The organism is Glaciimonas sp. CA11.2 (assembly GCF_034314045.1).
Lineage (GTDB): Bacteria > Pseudomonadota > Gammaproteobacteria > Burkholderiales > Burkholderiaceae_D > Glaciimonas.
The window spans coordinates 5,196,154-5,214,808 of record NZ_JAVIWL010000001.1 but is presented as its reverse complement, the minus strand read 5'-3'; the positions used below and the strand labels follow the sequence as shown (position 1 = coordinate 5,214,808).

Annotated in this window: 16 protein-coding genes and 2 pseudogenes; 9 read left to right on the top strand and 9 right to left on the bottom strand. The window is 48.3% G+C overall.

Annotation, left to right across the window (positions count from 1 at the left end; translation table 11 throughout):
• Positions 1-281 precede the first annotated feature (281 nt).
• On the top strand, positions 282-2,600 hold the full coding sequence (locus RGU75_RS22510) for a penicillin-binding protein 1A (protein WP_322240735.1): 2,319 nt from the start codon (positions 282-284) through the stop codon (positions 2,598-2,600).
• Positions 2,601-2,952: 352 nt separating this feature from the next.
• Here RGU75_RS22510 and RGU75_RS22505 read toward each other — a convergent pair whose 3' ends face one another.
• Positions 2,953-3,120: a hypothetical protein gene (locus RGU75_RS22505; RefSeq protein ID WP_322239862.1), complete on the bottom strand. Its 168-nt coding sequence runs from the start codon at positions 3,118-3,120 to the stop codon at positions 2,953-2,955.
• A 726-nt stretch (positions 3,121-3,846) separates the two neighbouring features.
• Between RGU75_RS22505 and RGU75_RS22500 the strand changes: the two genes are divergently transcribed.
• The gene (locus RGU75_RS22500) at positions 3,847-6,039 is read left to right on the top strand and encodes a TetR/AcrR family transcriptional regulator (RefSeq protein WP_322239860.1); all 2,193 of its coding nucleotides are present in this window, start codon (positions 3,847-3,849) and stop codon (positions 6,037-6,039) included.
• A gap of 224 nt (positions 6,040-6,263) precedes the next feature.
• Here RGU75_RS22500 and RGU75_RS22495 read toward each other — a convergent pair whose 3' ends face one another.
• The gene (locus RGU75_RS22495) at positions 6,264-6,503 is read right to left on the bottom strand and encodes a hypothetical protein (RefSeq protein ID WP_322239858.1); all 240 of its coding nucleotides are present in this window, start codon (positions 6,501-6,503) and stop codon (positions 6,264-6,266) included.
• A 419-nt stretch (positions 6,504-6,922) separates the two neighbouring features.
• On the opposite strand from RGU75_RS22495, the gene RGU75_RS22490 reads away from it, so the two are divergent.
• The 7 genes and pseudogenes from RGU75_RS22490 to RGU75_RS22460 all read left to right on the top strand — a co-directional run bounded on the left by RGU75_RS22490 (position 6,923) and on the right by RGU75_RS22460 (position 10,499).
• Positions 6,923-7,681, top strand: coding sequence for an amidohydrolase family protein (locus RGU75_RS22490; RefSeq protein WP_322239856.1), 759 nt, complete (start codon positions 6,923-6,925; stop codon positions 7,679-7,681).
• A gap of 65 nt (positions 7,682-7,746) precedes the next feature.
• Positions 7,747-8,001, top strand: a complete 255-nt coding sequence (locus tag RGU75_RS22485) for a hypothetical protein (protein WP_322239854.1) — start codon at positions 7,747-7,749, stop codon at positions 7,999-8,001.
• Positions 7,998-8,702, top strand: coding sequence for a fumarylacetoacetate hydrolase family protein (locus RGU75_RS22480; protein ID WP_322239852.1), 705 nt, complete (start codon positions 7,998-8,000; stop codon positions 8,700-8,702). Before RGU75_RS22485 ends, RGU75_RS22480 begins: the two co-directional genes overlap by 4 nt.
• Before the next feature lie 14 nt (positions 8,703-8,716).
• Positions 8,717-8,812, top strand: a pseudogene (locus RGU75_RS22475) (hypothetical protein); the annotation flags it as partial.
• Positions 8,813-8,815: 3 nt separating this feature from the next.
• Entirely contained in the window at positions 8,816-9,223 is a 408-nt protein-coding gene (locus tag RGU75_RS22470) for a hypothetical protein (protein ID WP_322239850.1), read from the top strand.
• Between the two features lie 16 nt (positions 9,224-9,239).
• The gene (locus RGU75_RS22465) at positions 9,240-9,770 is read left to right on the top strand and encodes a carboxymuconolactone decarboxylase family protein (protein WP_322239848.1); all 531 of its coding nucleotides are present in this window, start codon (positions 9,240-9,242) and stop codon (positions 9,768-9,770) included.
• Positions 9,771-9,944: 174 nt separating this feature from the next.
• Positions 9,945-10,499 carry a glutathione peroxidase gene (locus RGU75_RS22460; RefSeq protein WP_322239846.1) on the top strand — a complete coding sequence of 185 codons (555 nt, stop codon included), beginning with the start codon at positions 9,945-9,947 and terminating at the stop codon, positions 10,497-10,499.
• 206 nt (positions 10,500-10,705) lie between these two features.
• Here RGU75_RS22460 and RGU75_RS22455 read toward each other — a convergent pair whose 3' ends face one another.
• The 7 genes and pseudogenes from RGU75_RS22455 to RGU75_RS22425 form a co-directional block, all read right to left on the bottom strand.
• Positions 10,706-11,617 (bottom strand): SPFH domain-containing protein, encoded by a 912-nt coding sequence (locus RGU75_RS22455; RefSeq protein ID WP_322239844.1) that lies wholly within the window; start codon positions 11,615-11,617, stop codon positions 10,706-10,708.
• Between the two features lie 11 nt (positions 11,618-11,628).
• Positions 11,629-12,474: an SPFH domain-containing protein gene (locus RGU75_RS22450; protein ID WP_322239842.1), complete on the bottom strand. Its 846-nt coding sequence runs from the start codon at positions 12,472-12,474 to the stop codon at positions 11,629-11,631.
• A gap of 10 nt (positions 12,475-12,484) precedes the next feature.
• A complete protein-coding gene (locus tag RGU75_RS22445) occupies positions 12,485-14,563 on the bottom strand; it encodes a SulP family inorganic anion transporter (RefSeq protein WP_322239840.1) in 2,079 nt (692 codons plus the stop codon).
• 820 nt (positions 14,564-15,383) lie between these two features.
• Positions 15,384-16,036, bottom strand: a pseudogene (locus RGU75_RS22440) (acyl-CoA dehydrogenase family protein).
• 218 nt (positions 16,037-16,254) lie between these two features.
• On the bottom strand, positions 16,255-16,572 hold the full coding sequence (locus RGU75_RS22435) for a hypothetical protein (RefSeq protein WP_322239838.1): 318 nt from the start codon (positions 16,570-16,572) through the stop codon (positions 16,255-16,257).
• A 610-nt stretch (positions 16,573-17,182) separates the two neighbouring features.
• Entirely contained in the window at positions 17,183-17,656 is a 474-nt protein-coding gene (locus RGU75_RS22430) for a GNAT family N-acetyltransferase (RefSeq protein ID WP_322239836.1), read from the bottom strand.
• A gap of 72 nt (positions 17,657-17,728) precedes the next feature.
• Positions 17,729-18,634 carry a LysR substrate-binding domain-containing protein gene (locus RGU75_RS22425; RefSeq protein WP_322239834.1) on the bottom strand — a complete coding sequence of 302 codons (906 nt, stop codon included), beginning with the start codon at positions 18,632-18,634 and terminating at the stop codon, positions 17,729-17,731.
• Between the last annotated feature and the right edge of the window lie 21 nt (positions 18,635-18,655).

Below are 18,655 nucleotides of genomic sequence, written 5' to 3'. Positions count from 1 at the left end.
AATTAGCACCGTATTCTATTGGTTTTTTATCCAATTTCCCTCTACTTCCTAAACCAGATTTTTACTTTTTTTAATAAAGTTACTTCTTCTTACAGACGATTCTGGGTAGTTCGCGCTGCATGTTGTAGGATATGGGGCTAATTCCATCCAATATCGTTATGCTATTTACATTAAAATCTCGACAAAACAATTTGAAACCTCCTGCCGACAAATCCAAACTAGCGGAATTGACATCGACGAGGGCACACCTCCATCAGCCAAAAAAACAAAACGGCACGTTATTGCATGGATTGTTATTCACAATCGGCGGCGTGGTGCTTGCCGGTGCAGTCATTGGTGGTTTGCTGATAGCTTACGCACTGGTGGTGATGCAGCCGCAATTGCCGGATCTAGGCGCTATCACCGATTATCGACCCAAGGTGCCGCTACGCATTTACACCGCTGATCATGTTTTGATTGGCGAGTTTGGCGAAGAGCGCCGCAGCCTGGTGAAGTTGCAGGATATTCCGGCTAACATGAAAAATGCCGTGCTTGCCATTGAAGATGCGCGATTCTATCAACATGGCGGAATCGATCTGATCGGTATTCTGCGGGCAATTGGCACTGATATTATGCACGGCGGGGCTTCGCAAGGTGCTAGTACGATTACGATGCAAGTTGCACGTAACGTATTTTTATCTAGCGAAAAAACCTATACGCGTAAAATTTATGAAATTTTGCTGGCTTACAAAATTGAAAATGCCTTAACAAAAGACCAGATTCTTGAAGTCTATATGAACCAGATTTTTCTGGGACAGCGATCATTTGGGTTTGCCGCAGCGGCTCGGGCTTATTTTGGTAAAGAGTTAAAAGATGTCACGCTGGCACAGGCAGCGATGCTCGCCGGACTTCCAAAAGCGCCGTCAGCTTATAACCCGGTAGTTAACCCCAAGCGCGCGCGTATTCGCCAGGAATACATCTTAAAGCGCATGCTACAGCTCGAATTCATCACCCAGCCGGAATATGATCAGGCTTTCGCCGAAGATATCAAAGTCAAGACGACCGGAAATACTTACAGTGTACATGCCGAATATGCGACTGAAATGGTCCGTCAGATGTTGTATGCCCAGTATAAAGATGAGATTTATACCCGCGGTCTAAGCGTCACTACGACTCTCAACTCAGTTGATCAACAGGCTGGTTACGATGCGGTGCGCAAAGGGGTAATGGATTACGATCGTCGGCATGGATATCGAGGCCCGGAAGGATTGATTGTATTACCGTCAAATGGCGATGAGCGCGATGACGCCGTCGGTGATGCGCTTGATAACAAGCCCGATAACGATGATATTGTGCCGGGCGTGGTACTGAGCGCAGACAGTAAGCAAGTGCAAGTTATGCTGCGTAACGATACCGTGGTCACCGTAAGTGGTGAGGGTTTGCGTTTTGCCGCTGCAGCCTTGAGTCCAAAAGCTGCCAAAAATAACCGCATTCAACCTGGTTCAGTGATTCGCGTCATGCAATCACCAAAAGGATGGCAAATCACTCAACTACCATCAGTCGAGGCGACGTTGGTGGCGCTGACGCCGCAAACCGGCGCGATCAAGACATTGATTGGCGGCTTTGATTTCAATCAAAATAAATTCAATCACGTGACGCAAGCATGGCGTCAGCCGGGATCGACTTTTAAACCGTTCATATACTCCGCCGCTCTTGAAAAGGGTTTCGGTCCGGCGTCGATCATTAACGATTCGCCGGTTTCTTTTCCGGGCGGTCCCGGGCAACCTAATTGGGAGCCGAAAGATGACGATACGCCGGATGGACCAATGCCAATGCGGACCGGTTTACAGCGCTCCAAGAATCTGGTGACTGTGCGCCTGATGGATGCTATCGGTGCTAAATATGCGCAAGATTTTGTGACCACACATTTCGGCTTTGACCGGGACAAAATTCCTCCGTATCTGCCGACAGCTCTGGGTGCTGGTCAGACTACGCCGCTGCAACTGGCCGGAGCTTACGCGGTGCTGGCAAATGGCGGGTATCGCGTCAATCCGTATTTGATCTCTGAAGTCGTGGATGCACATGGCGTAGCATTGTCGCGCGCACAGCCTGAAATAGCAGGTCAGAACGCAACGCGAGTACTGGATGCACGCAATAGCTATGTCATGACCAGTTTGTTGCAGAGCGTGGCGCAGCGTGGCACGGGTGCGGGTACTAACGTGTTGGGTCGTACTGACATTGCCGGTAAAACAGGGACAACGAATGACGCTTTCGATGGCTGGTTTGCCGGTTATCAAAACTCATTGGTCGCCGTCGCATGGATGGGCTTTGATCAGCCGAAGACTCTTGGTAGCCGCGAGTTTGGGGCACAATTGGCATTACCGATTTGGGTCAGTTATATGGGGCGTGCATTGCGTGGCGTTCCACAGGTACAGATGCCAATGCCCGAGGGTATCACTACCATTAACAATGAATTATTCTTCGATAACTTCACTCCAGGGAACGGCTTCATTGCTTCATTGGGAGTTGGCGGAGGATCGGGAACAAATGAAGATGGCACTCCCGCGACAGCAGAAGACGACGAGAAGCGCAGCATCATGAAGCTATTTGATGGGCATTAAAACGTGTAATGTTTAATTCATCAGTCAGTCGATGGTCTTAATTGATATCACGATACTTTTGGCCCCTTAAAATAATTTCGGCGAGCCCCAGCAATCATGCTGTGGCTCGCCGAATGCATATAAAGCTGGTTTGAAGCAATCGATAGCCGAAGCCTTAGAAGGGTTGAGCGCGACGTTATACGTGCCATTTGGTATTTGCGCTTTGCCAGCACAAACCACTGATGACAAGACAAAAATAAAACGAAAAAAAACCGCGTGATTTCGCGGTTTCCTGAACAAACTTTCTTACTGAACATCTGTAAATAAGATCACTAGGCCGAATTACCAACTATGCTGGTGATCGGGTGAAGACTTATATATGTGGAATGAAACCGCCCGCATTTTCGTAAGGCTTAATCCACAGTAGAAAAATTTTCTGCAACAGACTTTGTTTGACAGCGACATCATTAGCAGGATGTGCTGCCGTATCAGCGACTTGATTGAAGTCGTTAGCGGATAGTGAGATGTTTTGCGCTGTCATGGTAGTTTCCGAAGAAAGTGTTGATGGCATGCAGTATGGGGGCACGTCCCAAGCATTTCCAATTTCTAGTTCTCATACGAGATATACGAAATCTACATAACATCTCAATGTAGTCATGCATAGCGTTTTTTAAATAAAGCCATTCACCGCGACATAGGCAGTGACTTCAGGCCTCACTTTATTCTTGTATGAAGAGGCCACTGCGATTTGGCCTCAAAGGCAGACGTTGCACCTGGCCTGCCAATCGATGCCAGATGAAAGCGATTTTCGCTAAGCGTGCCGTTCAGCCAACACCTTGTTGGGGGTTGTGCACTGGGTGGTGATTTACTGCATGTAAGCCGCCATCATGATTTGTTCAGCAATTCGGCGTCAGCGTTATTTCCTCTCGTTTCAATGTTGGCCTGGAATTTTCTCGATTGATGTCGCCGTAACTTGTTAATCGTTGATTCCCCAAAAAAAATTCCAAAAAATCACATCCATTTACAGAACCTTCTTATTTCATCGTTTTTCAGTTTCTCTCTGAAAGTGTACAAATTAAATAAATATGTAAATATAATAATCATAAATAGAACAAAATTTTTAGATATGCCTAAATATTAAGGTTAGAATATAAATCGGAATACAGAATTATTTACACCCTCGAATAATCGGTTTGACTATGGCAATTTTTATTTATCAATGTGTTTTAATACACTTTTCTATTAAAGAAACAGAACGGAGTCGGCAATGAAAAGTAACGAGCGGGTATCGCGTGTATCGCGTATATCGCCTATTTCGGCCACAGAGCAAACCGTGAAGCTGAATGCTGGCCTTGATGGTAAGCAGAAATTGACGTCGGTGGGAGCCAAAAAAATGGCGGTGGAAAGTAAAAAAATGAACAAAAAAATTAGTGCAAAAACCATCCCAAAAGTCAGTGAAAAAAATACTAGTAAAAAAAGTGATCTTAAAAATACGTTAGCTGAAATACCGCCCCGTGAACCCGGACGTAACAAGCGCTCTGGAGAAACAATCGACCAAATTTTGGCCGCTGCCGAGCAAGTGATTCTTGAGTCGGGTGTAGACCGTGTTGCTATCCAAAACGTCTGCGAAGTCGCGGGCATTTCACGCGGCACGTTTTATCGCTATTTTTCATCGCAAGATGAGCTACTTGATGCTTTCTCCAAGCATAAGCGGGCCAGATTTCATCTTGCGCTGCATGCCGCGACGGCACCTTACCTCACGCCCGAAGATCGTTTCAATGCGCTGATATCCTATCTGGATAATTACCTCAAACATAGCAAAGCGCGGCGGCTGCTGGAAGTGGCACCCGAGTTCGCATTCGGCTTCTTCAAACGTATTTTCCATGACTCTGTAGATCGCTTTCAGGAAGTACTGGATATCGTATTTGATGCGTGGGATGCCAAGCTAGGAATTCGTATTGACCGTGAATTGGTTTGCGAAATGCTGATTCGTTATGTATTGAGCGAACTTCTGGTTCCGAGAAAAGGCGATCGGCGTCAATTGTTGTCATGGATTACCCAGTTGATCGGCGCAATTTCTCGCGGTGGTGATTTTTTGCTTCAACCGCTGGCATCGTGCCATCTAAGTAAATTTGATCCTGACGCCGCGCAGACCGAATTGCGCCATGAGCGTCGAGGTGGAAGTGAAACTGGAGGAGACTCACGCGGTGATGCCACCAATGAACCTGGACGTAATCGTCGCTCAGAAAAAACCATTGATCAAATTCTGGTCGCTACTGAGCAGGTCATTCTTGAATCTGGCGTTGACCGCGTTTCTATTCTGACTGTATGCGAAGTTGCTGGTATCTCTCGCGGCACTTTCTATCGGTATTTTTCGTCTCAGGATGAACTCTTAGAAGCCTATACTCAGCATAAGCGTGGCGTATTCCATCAGGCATTGATTAGCGCGACCGAGCCTTATGACGACCCGGATGAGCGCTTCATCGCATTGGTGGCCCATCTCGATAATTTTTTAAAAGGGACCAAGGCACGCCGCCTATTGCAGGTTGCTCCAAAATACGCGTTCGGATTTTTTCAGCATGCTTTCCTTGATTCCCTTGACCGTTTTCAGGATGCCTTAAAGATCGTGTTTGACGCGTGGGATGCACGCCTTGGGGTAACGTTGGACCGTGAGTTAATCTGCGAAATGATTATCCGGTATGTTCTGAGCGAATTATTAGTGTTGGGAGAGGGGGATCGGCGTCAGCTACCGCAGCGTATTGGTAGGCTTATCAGTAGTATCGGAGAGCGACAAGGACACATTGGAAATATACCAATGGTGGTAAAACCGGCCGAGAAAAGTAAAAAAAGCGTGGCATTAATCGTCCCGCCGCCGCGTGAGCCCGGTCGCAATCGCCGCTCAGATACGACTATTCAACAGATTATTGCCGCCGCTGAGGAGGTCATTCTGGTCTCGGGCGTCGAGCGCGTGTCGATTCTGGCGGTATGTGAAGTTGCGGGTATTTCACGGGGGACTTTTTATCGCTATTTTTCTTCACAGGATGCTTTGCTTGATGCATTTAGCGAACATCAGCGCGCGCAATTTCATCAACGGTTAGTTGAAGTGGCGACGTTGCATGCCGATCCTGATGATCGGTTTAATGCGGTGATTGGTTATATTGATCATTTTTTACGGCAGGATAAGGTGCGGCGGTTGTTGGCGGTAGCACCGGAATATGCTTTTGCTTTTTTTCAACGCATGTTTGATGACGCTGTTGAGCGTTACAAATCGGTTTTGGAAATTGTGTTTGATGATTGGGACAAGCGTTTGGCAACCCAGATAGATCGCGATCTGGCTTGTGAATTGCTGGTTCGGTACGTGCTTAGTGAGTTATTGGTGCCGACTGATGTTGGTAAGTCGCTTTTGCCATTGCGGTTAGGGACGATGATTCGGGGGATTGTGGTGGGGAAGGGGCTTTGATGGGAGGTCTGACTTTGACGGATATAAGTTTGCTATTTTTGTGGGGTCATAGATAGCGCGGCCTCACTCACTTCATCGGTTTTCGTTAATTAAAACCGAGGAACCGAGGATTCTTCATCGAACCAATGTCGCCTGAGCTTCCAGTCTATTCAACGAAAAAGAAAAAATAACCGACTGTCGGACGACACCACAAAATCACCACAAAACCCAAACGGCATTGAATATCAGCTATCCTTGCCGCGGAGATTAAGCACATCTTTCACCCATGGTCTTGTCCCACCAGCCACAGCCAACGCTTCAGCTTCAGTCGCATACGTCGTCTTAGCGTAATCAGCAACCAACGTCCATCTTCCCTGATCTTCCGGATCTTTACGAAACACCTTAAAAGTAAAAGTGCCATTGTCGTCCAACGCCACGTCGACGCAATGGACACCGGTCTCATCTTCAATACTATGAATGACCATTTATTCACCAATATGCGTGGTTATTGTTTCGAACACCTGCATCACGGCCAAAAAACGCTGTCCCGGATACAACCAAGCACACATTATGGACCGATTGCCAGCAACGTAAGATGAAAACTATTTACTCAAAATGCCATGCCTAAAGATGATCTCCTTAACCGGCCCGTAACGATTTCTTGGCGCCAAGAATTATCAATAAAAACGAAATTTAAAAATATGTTCAAATTAATTATTAATCATATTTTTATATTATGACGACTTATTCTATACTGCAACTAATTCTGCAAAAGGCTAAATATAGAACATAAAATAAATATGTGTTCAATCAGACGGATGGTATAACGCCACAACATCGCACTGAACCTCTCCGCTTTTTTGCTTCGATGCACTGTTCCTCAACTAGCAGCGGTTCACGAGACATGCTTATCGATCTCCACGCGCACGCACCGCATCCAGGTTATTACGACCAACATCCGCACTGGGGACCATTTTTCGAGCAGCATGAAGATGATGACATCAAACTACGCGTCGGCGACTGGATTTTTGGCCTCGGTTCACCAGAACGTAAGGCAGCTGTACGATCAGGCACCGGACCAAAGTTGGCCGATTATCTGGCACGCCGGGCCGATCCAACAACGCGTCTGGCAGGTATGGACGCTGCGGGTCAGAATTTGCAGGTTGTGTCAGTTCCATCGCATTGCTACATGTACTGGACCGAAGCCGAATTCGCAGTGCCGTTCGCACGTAAGGTGAACGACGTTCTGGCCGAATATTGCTCGCACGCTCCTGATCGTCTGATGTTCTCGGCGCACGTTCCGTTGAATGCGCCAGAGGCGGCAGCAATCGAATTACGTCGTGCTTGTACCGAACTGGGTGTTAAAGGTCTGGTCGCCGGTGGCGCCAACTTTGGTGGCCTGGAATTCCATTCGCCGGAACTGGATATCGTCTGGTCGACATTGTGCGACCTGGATTTGCCGATGTTTATTCACGGCTATAACCAGTCAGTCACGTGGGGCAAGAAAGCCAACGAAGACCACTACGAAACCACCGCTATCATCGGTATGCAGTATGACGAGACGCGTTGTTTCTGGAATCTGATTTGCGGCGGTGTGCTGAATCGTTTCCCTAACCTCAAAATTACATTACACACGGTGGCGGTTACGTTCCTTACCAACTAGGTGGTTTGGCAAAAACCAACCAAAATCTGGATGTTAAGTACAACAAAAAACCGTTGCTATCGCACATGAAGAATTTTTACTTTGACGTCGAATTGCACGAAGTGCCGATGCGTCAGGCGAAGGTCGATATCATCGGCCCTGACCGTATTCTCTACGGCAGCAATTTTGGCGGTGGCGACGTGGTACGCCATGATCTGACAGATGGTTTGAGATTGTCACCTATGGAACTGGACAAAATCCGCTGGAAAAATGCGTGCGAGTTATTGCATCTGGATCCAGCTAAAATTGGCAGTGTCACGCCATTGGTAAAAGCAGCATGAAGGTCGCCCGCTGCACGGATAGTGGCGCGCCGTTTTGGGCGTTAGTCGATACGGGCACGGGCACTGTCACGCCCATCTCTGGCGAGTTCAGCGAGTGGGCGCCGCGTATTACGCGAGGGGAAGGTCAGTCGGCGCTGCGCTTTACTGGCGCTGTGCTGGCGTTGTCATCGGTGCTTCTGTTGCCACCGATTGAGCGCGTTAATCGGGTCGGGGTCGCAGGCGCAAATTACGCTAAGCATTTGGTTGAATTTGGCCTGAAAGCGCCCGCTCAACCCTTCGCATTTTTGAAATCGTATGGCGCTTTGATTGGCGCGCAAGATCAGATTCGGTTCCCTCCTTTAACTGATCAGCTCGATCATGAAGTCGAGTTGGTGGTGGTGATTGGGTCGGATACGATCGATCACGACGATTCGCTTTCGAGCGTATTGGGTTATACGGTCGGCAACGATGTCAGCGCACGGGATTTGCAGCATAGCGGGCCTCCCGGTATCGGTATGGATTTGTCCGCCGCTAAAAGTCAGGATGCCACCACCGGCGTCGATCCGTGGATCGTTACGCGGGATGAATTTCCCGCCGGTTCACCAGCAGGTGTTGGGATGGGAACGGGGCGTTTCCTCAATCCGGGGGATGTTGTAGAAGCAGCAGTTGAGGGCATTGGTGTGCTGACGAACATTGTTAGCGAGAAGTCTCCGCGCAGGTAACCTCCAGGACCACCATCATTAACGACTCTAAGACCAGCTTCCGTCCAGAAGGCGGCCGTATTACAGCGGGTAATGCATCGCAAATTTCGGATGGCGCAGCAGCATTGCTTATCATGTCAGCCGATAAAGCGAAGAGTCTTGGCCTCAAGGCCCGGGCCCGTATTCGTGCCGTTACAACGGTCGGCTCAGATCCGACATTGATGCTGACCGGTCCGATTGCCGCAACCCGCAAGGTATTGGAAAAAGCGGGTTTAACATTGGACGATATCGACCTATTTGAGGTGAATGAGGCCTTTGCTCCGGTGCCGTTAATATGGATGCGTGAACTTGGTGTGTCACATGATCGTCTCAATGTGAATGGTGGGGTGATTGCATTGGGGCATCCACTCGGTGCGAGCGGAGCAAGGATTATGGCTAGTACGTTGCATGAACTTGAGCGCCGCAATGCACGGTTTGGCTTGCAAACCATTCGCTGCGCTGGTGGAAACGGTACGGCGACGATCATCGAACGAGTGGCGTAAAGCGAGAGAGAAAAAGATGTCGCGGATTGCACCGGTATCGTTGGATGATTTGCCACAACCGCTGCGCGAAGCCAGGGAGCGCGGCAAAGCAAGTCGAATGCTGATTTCCACGATCCCAGTGCAAGTATGGGGCCACCGACCAGACGCTGCGCTGGCATGGCTTAGTACGCTTGATCAGCTACATAATCATCCACTGCTCGACAGCCGCCTGCGGAAACTGTTTCGGTTGCGGATCGCCTCTATCACAACCTGCACGGCCTGTCAGTTAGCGCGCAAAACTGACAACGTATCTGAGGATGACATCGCTTGTTTGACGAGTGACAGTGATCGCTTTAACGCATCGGAGTGCGCTGCGTTACGTTATGCCGAATTATTTTCTGGAGATTATATGGCGATCAATGACGCAGTTTTTACAGAACTCGCGTTATGGTTTTCAGTTCCAGAAATCGTCGATCTGAATATGTTTTGTGCGCTCATGCTGGCTGGTGGGCGCATGACTTATGTGCAATGTGCCTATGAGACAACGACCATCGAAGGCGAGTCATAATTCCACTCGCAGTTTAAGTCTCTCCATTTATCCAGCACCTTATCGGCGACTATTCCGTAGGGCTCTGAGCAAGACGCTCTTTGGTATTCTGCGCTAAAATCAGCAGAGACACGTACGACATCCTCAACCTGAGTAAAGCATTACTCTACAATCGCCAAAAAGGATTCCCACAAGATGGACAATACGCAATCGTTGACGCAGATCCCCCTCTCACGTCCAGATGGCAGTTCTGCCTCTTTGTCAGACTATCAGGGACAGGTTGTCCTGGTGGTGAATGTAGCTTCCAAATGCGGATTGACGCCTCAGTATGCTGAGTTGGAAAAAATGTACCGCGACAAGCACGAAGCGGGTCTGTCTATTCTTGGCTTCCCTGCAGGAAATTTCCGCGAGCAGGAGTTGGCAACCGATAAAGAAATCGCAGAGTTTTGTTCACTCAACTATGGTGTCAGTTTCCCTATTTTCTCCAAGATATCTGTACTCGGTGAGGATCAGCACCCGCTTTATGCTGCACTAACTGAGGCATTCCCAGAGACTGAAGGCGCTGATGATTTTCTTGAGATGATGAAAAAACACAACTTGGATCTGGCACCAGCGCCACAGGTTTTATGGAATTTTGAAAAGTTTTTGATTAACCGACAAGGTCAGGTAGTTGGCCGTTTTGCACCGCATATTGGCGTTGAAGATGCCCGAATCACTTCGGCTATTGCGGTAGAACTGGCAAAAGCTTAAGTTATTGCTCTTGTTGACGGCAACTTGTCATGTAGGTGCTAGAAAATCTGTTCGTATTGGACGCCCTAAGCACCGCATCGAAGTATTTGTCTTACTTTGAAGTCTCTATACGGCATTTCAGGTTTATCGGTAGTCCGCCTCTTATTTTTAACCTGAGAGGCGGACAGAGGTTTTACTCCGCGCAGGTCCGACAGGTATGGCAGTGCTTAGCGAGAGTAATTAGAGACCTGCGCCATGTGGTTCGCAGCGTTGTCCTCTACGGGAATCATCATTGCATCAAGCGGGCCAATTTCACTGCCCTCAAAACCGACAAAAGAAACGACCCGGCCTGAAGGCAAAAGGGAAAGTTGGTACAGCTCCTGAAATCTTTCCAGCAGGCCTGGATGGTCTGCCATCTTACTGTAAGCGCGGGCCACGCCGATAGGGTGCATTGATTTAGCGCGCGCCTGAAGTTCTGCGACGCGAACCTCCGTTTGTGCGTCCAATACTTGAATTTTGATGCGGCCTTCTTCTTCCAGATGCGACTTTTTCATTTCTATCTGTGCCGCTACCAGACTAGACAGCTGGCGAGAAATATCTGGCAATACCCGAACATCCTGAATAAATAGAGACGCAATAGAAACACCCCATTTAAGCGCTTCAGTGCGAACTCCCTCGAATACGGATTCAGCGATACTCTCACGGTCAGATAGCAGATTTTCTAAACGTACACGTCCGGTCTGGGTCATCAGCACATCAGGTACTAATTGATTCAGCGCCGTACGCCAGGACTCTATAGCGAACATGCTCTTACGGGCATTCGACACTTTATAATCCATCCAGATATCGATACGGAGCGTGGTACCGACTGCATCATTTACTTGTATATCTCTGAAACACTGGTGTTCCAGTTGGCGCGATATGCGAATAATCCTATGCCCGGGTATCCACAGATAGGGCCGAAAGTGAATGCCGGACGTATAAATATCTTCACGGCAACGACCATGGCTAAGAAGTAAAACGACCTCCTCAGGTTGCACCACTACTGCAGCGTACCGAATCAGATAAAACGTGAGCAAGAGTATGAATGCGGCTATCACGAATGATGAAAAAAATAGAAAGTAGCTGAAAGATTCCATAAATAATCCTTCTAGGTTTTAAAGTAAAGGGTTTTTGATTGGGCTGTAACTTCGTGCCGCCGACGTTGGAGGTAGGCATCAAGCGTGCCTTGTTTCTGAAGCTCTCTCATCGCATCGCCAAGAATCGAGATTTCTGATTCGACTGCCTCGGCCTTCAATGCGGCAATACTCACTGCGTGCTCAGCGGCTGCCAGTCGTTGCGAACATTCGGCGCGGAACCGACTGAGTAAAGTAATATTTTCAGTTTCCGTTTTTTGTACGGAGTTAAGAGCCTGCGCTAAATCGGCAGGGGGAAGTATCTCGGTAATTTCCACAGCACTAAACTGAATACCGTATTTCTCTTCCAGCCCGCGTGCTAAAAAGCTTTGCTTTAACCCCGCGTGTAACAATCCGTGATTACGCCGAATCTCCGCGTACGAACCTTCGGGAGCATCGACAGGACCAAACTTGGCAACCTCTGCACTCAGTAGACTGCGAAAGAGTTCCCTTAGGTGCGATGCAGGGCGTTTCATACCAAACAAATAGGTAGGGAAACGCTCTTTTTGAAATTGAAAGCGAATTTGCGGAGTCAGGCGCAATTGGGTCCCATCACGCGCTAAGAACTCAACTTCCCGCATCTCCTCTCGAAGAGAAATCGTGCGCTCCATGATTGAAAATTCATGTAGCTTTTCCCAAGGAAGCTTTATATGCAATCCGGGCTCTGCGATGAAGGGCTCTCCAAGTTTATCGGCACGTAATTTCCCCAAATTAGTGATGACGGCCGAATGCCCTTCTTCTACCTGATAAAACGAGCGGAATCCCAAAATGACCAGTAATAAACTGAAGACAGCCGCTGTACCTAGAAAAATTTCAATCATTAAATTTCTTTCAGAATAGGAGATTTTTTACACGTGTGGCTGGAAAGTAAACTTCTTCTCCCAGATAGGCCGAAGCAAGTCCGCGATTGACATCGACAACATCCGCGTTGAAGTGGTGGTGATGCGCTTCGGAAGCAGGCAATGCCTGTGCCTTTTCATTTGTATCAACCAGCGTGCCGGGCGGTACGTAACGTCCATCAGGAATTTCTACTCCGACCACAATCGCGCCGATTCCGATGGAACAATTGGAACCAACGATCGCGTTATGCACCACGGCCTTGAACCCGACGAAGGTATCATCTCCAATGAAACTGGGGCCATGAACGAGTGCCTGATGCGCCAGGGAGACGCGTTCGCCCACGTAGATTGCCCATTTTTTTTCACCGACCTGAACCCATTGGCTTTTGAGGGCATGGAGTACAACGCCGTCTTGTATATTAGTATCAGCACCAACGAAAAAAGGTGTTCCTTCATCTGCCCGGAGCGCAGCTTCGGCAGCCACGTGCACCCGCGGACCTAAAACAACGTGTCCGATGATCGATGCATTAGGGTGGACAAATGCGGTTGGATGCACCACAGGTTCTCGATCCAGATGCGATTGCCAATCTTCATCTTGCGGCGTAAATACGGCAGTTGGCACGCTCTTGAATGGACTCGTGCGCCTAGCTGGCAAGTGGGCGCGAATTCCCTGAGCTAAGTGAGTATCCCAGTTCTGCTCTACTACTTGTCGTCTTCGCTTGGCTCTTCCGTTAATCCATGCGTCTAAGCCAGCAACCGCACATGCCAAAATCATGCAAACACTAAGATGACCAGAAAGTACCCCACCCATGGCAAGTAGGTAAACAATCACCTGCAGTTTATGTTGCTGAACCAGATGTTTTAAAGTAGCAATATCGATAAGTTTATAGCCGATAACACAAAGAAGTCCAGCCAGCGCAGGGACAGGAATTGCGCCTATCCATGTCGCCATAAAAAGCGGCGCAATGAGGAGAAGTACGGCGTGAAAGAGCGAGGACATGCGACTATTCCCACCTGCTTGCACATTGACGCTTGAGCGCACGATGACGCCGGAAACCGGCAAGCCACCAAACATCCCCGCGCCAATGTTGGCGATACCTTGCCCAAACACTTCAAGATTCGCTCCATAAGGTTTAGTTTGCGGACGTATTTTTTCGATGGCCTGGGCAGAAAGCAGGCTCTCCGCAGATGCCAGTATGGCTAAAGGAATACAGGCTACAAATAAATTTGTCCATGCAACCAATGAAAGCTCAGGAAATGAGAAACCTGGCAGAGTTGAGGGCACAGTGCCGATTACTGGTACATCCCAATGGAGGTAACTTGAGAGTGCAGTTGCGATAGTTAGGCCAACAATAGCGGCAGGAAATTTTTTAAAACGTACTAGGCCCAGCATGAAAATCATGACAAACAGCCCGGTGAGTACAGCAATCCAGTTGACGGTGTTTAACCACACAGGCACGTGCAGGTTAAGCGCCAGCTCGCTGACCGGAGAATCGATATCAAGCAGCTTTGGGATTTGCTGATCAAGCAGTTTTAGTCCCACGCCAGTCGTAAAACCGGCTAATAAAGATTCGGGAAGAAAGCGTGCGATACCACCGGCTCTTATTGCATAGAACAAAAGTTGAATCACGCCAACAGCGATGGCGCCCGCTGCTGCGCCTATCGGGCCAAATTGCGCCACCAGGCCGAACACCAACACATTCAATGCTGCTGCTGGCCCTGTGACTTGTAAGGTAGCACCACCAAAGAGAGCGGAAAGTGCACCGCCCACCGCGCCTGCGATCAGCCCCGCACTGGCAGGCAAGCCGGACGCCATCGCCAAGGCGACATTAAGTGGTAAGGCAACGGCAGCCACGGTAAGACCGGCTAAAAAATTAGACCCCAGTCTTCCAATGAGAAGCGTCTCTTTCCAGTTATCGAACAAAAGCAGGACATCGGCATAATATTGTTCAACTAGCCGTTGTCCGCCTGATCGTGCTGTCGACGAACGATCATGAAAGTGATGATGTAGCTTCTCGTACTTATTCAATGCAACTATTTGTTCTTCATCTCGACGCAAAAACTTACTCATTTATTGTTCTTTCGAAAAATCTATATCGATTGAAGACATAAGATATTAGAAGCACAGGCATAAGGCAGCACCACATCTGCTACGAATGGTGCCTCGCATGCCGCGCAGATGCAGGCATAGGAACGCATCGTCGGTAACATTGCGGCACCCACCGATGACTTGCGCTCCCTTTTAACTAAATGTGACTAGGGAGTTTATTTATTCTGATGTATCGCGTGCTGGATTGGACAGGTGCTTACGCCGTTATGACGCTTTTGCAGGAATTGGTAGCTCAAATAAGCCGGGAGAGTAATGCGTGGGTGACGAAAATCTGTGAAGAACGTGTTGCCAGATTTCCCAAATAGAGACATCAAATAACAGCTTCAGATGTCTGACGAAAAAGATTGTTTCTATGTGTACGCTATTGATCTTGCGACGAACTGAATATACGTATCTTGCGGGAAACTGAATATACGTATAAACCACATACGTTAAACAAAAAAAGTCATATTTAATGTTTTAAGAAAAGAAATGAAATTTTTTTGAAGAAAATAAATGCTTTAAAAGCATGATTAGTTCAGCAGATTTTAAGTTCAAAAAATGTTAAGTTCAGCTGATTTTATTCAGGTATCCGTTCATCTGAAGCTGCCATTAACGGAGGTCACCCCATCATATTTCTTTGAAAGGATGCTGTGAAATTTTCATTTTTAAAGGTAGTTAAAATGACATATTTATTGCAGGCGGAAAAATGAATCGTATGGACCGGCCTAGCAGTTCGGCATTAAATAGTGATGAACATAGATATCTAAAAACGATATCTGCTATTTTTTTCGGGGCATGATTACAAGCTCCGACTAATAATTTCTTTCATGATTTCGGATGTGCCGCCATAAATCCTGGCAACGCGCGCATCAACCCATGCGCGACTGATTTTATATTCGCTCATGTAACCGTAACCACCGTGCAACTGCAGTAATTCGTCGAGTAATTTCCCTTGCATTTCTGAGCCGTTAAGCTTGACCATCGCAGCGACTTCGGCCGTCAACTCGGCACACATGACTAGCCAGAGATGACATATTCGTCGCCATCGCTCCGGATCGAACGCAGGTCACTGCCAGCGCCGGGTTCCGTCATTGCAATGACGGCAATCATTTCGCCGCTCACCATTTTAGGGAGCCACTTGTCTTTCTGTGCTGCGCTGCCGTAGGCGCCAATGTAATTGGCGACGATTTCCGAGTGAGTGGTAAAGCCGACCGCTGTGGCATTTGCACGAGCGAGTTCTTCTATTAATACCGCCGAGTAACCATAGTCGCCGCCAGCGCCGCCATACTTTTCAGCGACAGTTACGCATAACAAACCAGCACTGCCAGCCTTGAGCCACAAAGCACGAGGCACGATTCCATCGGCTTCCCATTGGGCGTGGTATGGGACGATTTCTTTGTCAATAAAACGACGTACCTGGTCGCGAAAGGATTCATGTGCTGGCGAGGAAATCTCGTACCTTTACCCAAAGGGCCTCAGCTTCTGCAGGAATCCGGCTGTATTGGAACCGTGTAATTGGCATGTAAATACCGTTCGAAGGAGTCGAAAAGTCGGCGGAGAAGCGTCGTAATATAACCGCTGGCATCCGCCGAAAAAAACCTGCGCGATGAAATCATTGTGCAGGTTAGGGGAAACGTAAATCGGTCAAACTAAGCAGCCCGATAATCTTATCAGACTACCGACAGAGCGCAGGTTAGGCTAATTGAGATCAACTCAGCGCTTTGATTGGCTGCATCTGCCTCAGCAAACATCTTATTGATGTCACCGGAGGTCACTGGCTTGGTTGGATCGCGCTCTGGAGCCGCGCCGCCCATGCCTAATGCTGGCTCAATACTGACGTGTGTGGCTTGTGCGGGTAATGCGCCCGCGGTACAGTTTTCACGACCCAATATAGCGAAACGATCGTACGAAAACTCACGCAAAGCGTTCAGATGCGTGATTTTGTTGATGATCTCGTCAGACAAATGGCTTGACTGTGTGTGGAACACATTCGATGACGCCGGCCATGTGCAATCCGAATGTGGATAATCGCATTCCCACATCGCTATATCGACGTTGATCGAATCCAGGTTCTTCAGGCCAAACTGATCTTCGATGAAGCAAGGAATGAAATGCTTGTTGAAAATATCGACGACATAATCAAGATAATCTTCATAGGCGTTTTGATATAAAGTTTGTAGATGGAGTTAGTACAAACTGAATTAAATCCACTATCAAGGCTGTTGCTGTTGTAGACGAAGCCACCTTTAAAGTTGCTCTTGATCTTGCAGGCGCAGTCATCTTTGACGTTGCGGTTGTTCTTGAAGTTGCCGTTGACGTTGACCTACCTCTTCATTGATGCTGCCAAGTATTTCAGCTGTCAGTCGGGAATTGTTGGAACACATGTTTGAGCGTAGCGAGTTGGTCTTTCAACCCGACTGGCGGCTGAAATGCTTGGGAACCCGAAGGGCAGCGTTAGTTGCGGTCGCCTTCTTTTTGGTTACTTTTTCTTGGCGGGGGCGCCGAGCCGAAGCAAGAAAAAGTGACTGGCTGTCGGGCCACACCCGACCAGCACCCACGGAGGGCCAACCGTTTCAGTTGCCAACGAATCGAACCCACCTAATAAGCAGCTTGAGCGATCCGTTTATGCATCGTAATCTCAATCGCCTCAAAACCAGTACCTTCATACAATGCCCGAGCGCCCACATTGTGACCGAACACATTCAGCTCAAGGTGTGACATTCCCAAGCGGATCGCTTCAGCTTCCACCAGTCTAAGCACCTCCGCACCATAACCAAGTCGCCGATAGTCCAGATATACTTCAAAATCGTAAATGAAAAGCGTTGATTCTTCTATTTCATACCAAAGCACACCAATCGGGTCGGGTTCTATTTCAGTCCAAATTCCGTTTATATGGTGACCTTCAGTGGCATTGCCGTTTGGCAGAAGATGCAGAATAGATTTCTCTGCCTGATGGCGTGCAACCGGTTCTGCGCATCCTCGAGATTGCATCAGATCGGCCGTGTACTGTTCTACGGAGCGATCTATATAGGCCGCGAACAGGTAATCAGGTAACGGTTGAAGTCTTAGCATGAAATTCCTAAATTGCGCACTGGCTGACAAATAGCCGATCAATTGCCTAACTACCGTGGCAGCGATGCGTGTTCATATACCAAATGATTGAATAAGAAATTGCTGAAACGCTTGCGCCGCTTCCGAAAACGTTGGCTGGCGCTTCCATAGCATTCCGGCATCCATATGCGGCACCATATCGAATACCGGACGCGCCTCTATGCGTTTTCCCTCAAGCGACCATGGTCGGAACACCATATCGGACAGCACGGTGACCCCAAAACCGTGACCAACCAATCCACGCAATGCCTCGATTGATCCGGTCCGCATGACAATATTTGGATGCAGCCGATTTTTTTTCCAATAATCAAGGGCCGAATGTTCGCCCTCGTCAGTGGTCAATAACAGATACGGAAATTCGGCGATATCCTTCAGCGACGGAGAACGAATTTGCGCCAATGGATGATTGGGCGCAACCCATAACTGTCTTCTGGACCGTACCAAAACCGCATGCTCAAACCGGGATTGCTGCTGAACATTAGACAAAATGACAATGCCGATATCGACCTCTCCGGCAAGCACCGCATCTTCTACATCGCGCCGGTTCATATCTTGTAAGTGGATTTCTACATCGGGATAGCTGGCCCGAAATCGTGCCATTTGCTCTGGTAAAAAATAGCCAAGTAAAGTGTAAGAAGCGGCGATTCTGACCGTTCCCGATAAGGTTTTTTCCTTAAAACGCGGGCTTTCTACCGCATCCCGTACCGACTCCAGTATATGTTTGGCATGCCGCAAAAAATCTTGCCCTTCAGATGTGAGGGCTACACCTTGTGGCAGGCGATCAAACAAGCGCACTCCCAACTCTTCTTCGATAGCAATAACACCATTACTGATGGTGGATTGCGAGACGTTTTCCTCAATGGCAGCCAACGAAATTTGTTGCGCGTGCGCCACCGCGACAAAATATCGCAGCTGTCTGAGCGTAAGATTAGATGCCATGCGTTTTTCCGATACCGACTA

Coding starts and splice junctions, on each gene's coding strand:
- RGU75_RS22470 (WP_322239850.1), top strand. CDS start 8,816: ATGTCAGCCGATAAAGCGAAGAGTCTTGGCCTCAAGGCCCGGGCCCGT.
- RGU75_RS22500 (WP_322239860.1), top strand. CDS start 3,847: ATGAAAAGTAACGAGCGGGTATCGCGTGTATCGCGTATATCGCCTATT.
- RGU75_RS22450 (WP_322239842.1), bottom strand. CDS start 12,474: ATGATTGAAATTTTTCTAGGTACAGCGGCTGTCTTCAGTTTATTACTG.
- RGU75_RS22490 (WP_322239856.1), top strand. CDS start 6,923: ATGCTTATCGATCTCCACGCGCACGCACCGCATCCAGGTTATTACGAC.
- RGU75_RS22465 (WP_322239848.1), top strand. CDS start 9,240: ATGTCGCGGATTGCACCGGTATCGTTGGATGATTTGCCACAACCGCTG.
- RGU75_RS22445 (WP_322239840.1), bottom strand. CDS start 14,563: ATGAGTAAGTTTTTGCGTCGAGATGAAGAACAAATAGTTGCATTGAAT.
- RGU75_RS22460 (WP_322239846.1), top strand. CDS start 9,945: ATGGACAATACGCAATCGTTGACGCAGATCCCCCTCTCACGTCCAGAT.
- RGU75_RS22455 (WP_322239844.1), bottom strand. CDS start 11,617: ATGGAATCTTTCAGCTACTTTCTATTTTTTTCATCATTCGTGATAGCC.
- RGU75_RS22495 (WP_322239858.1), bottom strand. CDS start 6,503: ATGGTCATTCATAGTATTGAAGATGAGACCGGTGTCCATTGCGTCGAC.
- RGU75_RS22430 (WP_322239836.1), bottom strand. CDS start 17,656: ATGCTAAGACTTCAACCGTTACCTGATTACCTGTTCGCGGCCTATATA.
- RGU75_RS22425 (WP_322239834.1), bottom strand. CDS start 18,634: ATGGCATCTAATCTTACGCTCAGACAGCTGCGATATTTTGTCGCGGTG.
- RGU75_RS22505 (WP_322239862.1), bottom strand. CDS start 3,120: ATGACAGCGCAAAACATCTCACTATCCGCTAACGACTTCAATCAAGTC.
- RGU75_RS22485 (WP_322239854.1), top strand. CDS start 7,747: ATGAAGAATTTTTACTTTGACGTCGAATTGCACGAAGTGCCGATGCGT.
- RGU75_RS22480 (WP_322239852.1), top strand. CDS start 7,998: ATGAAGGTCGCCCGCTGCACGGATAGTGGCGCGCCGTTTTGGGCGTTA.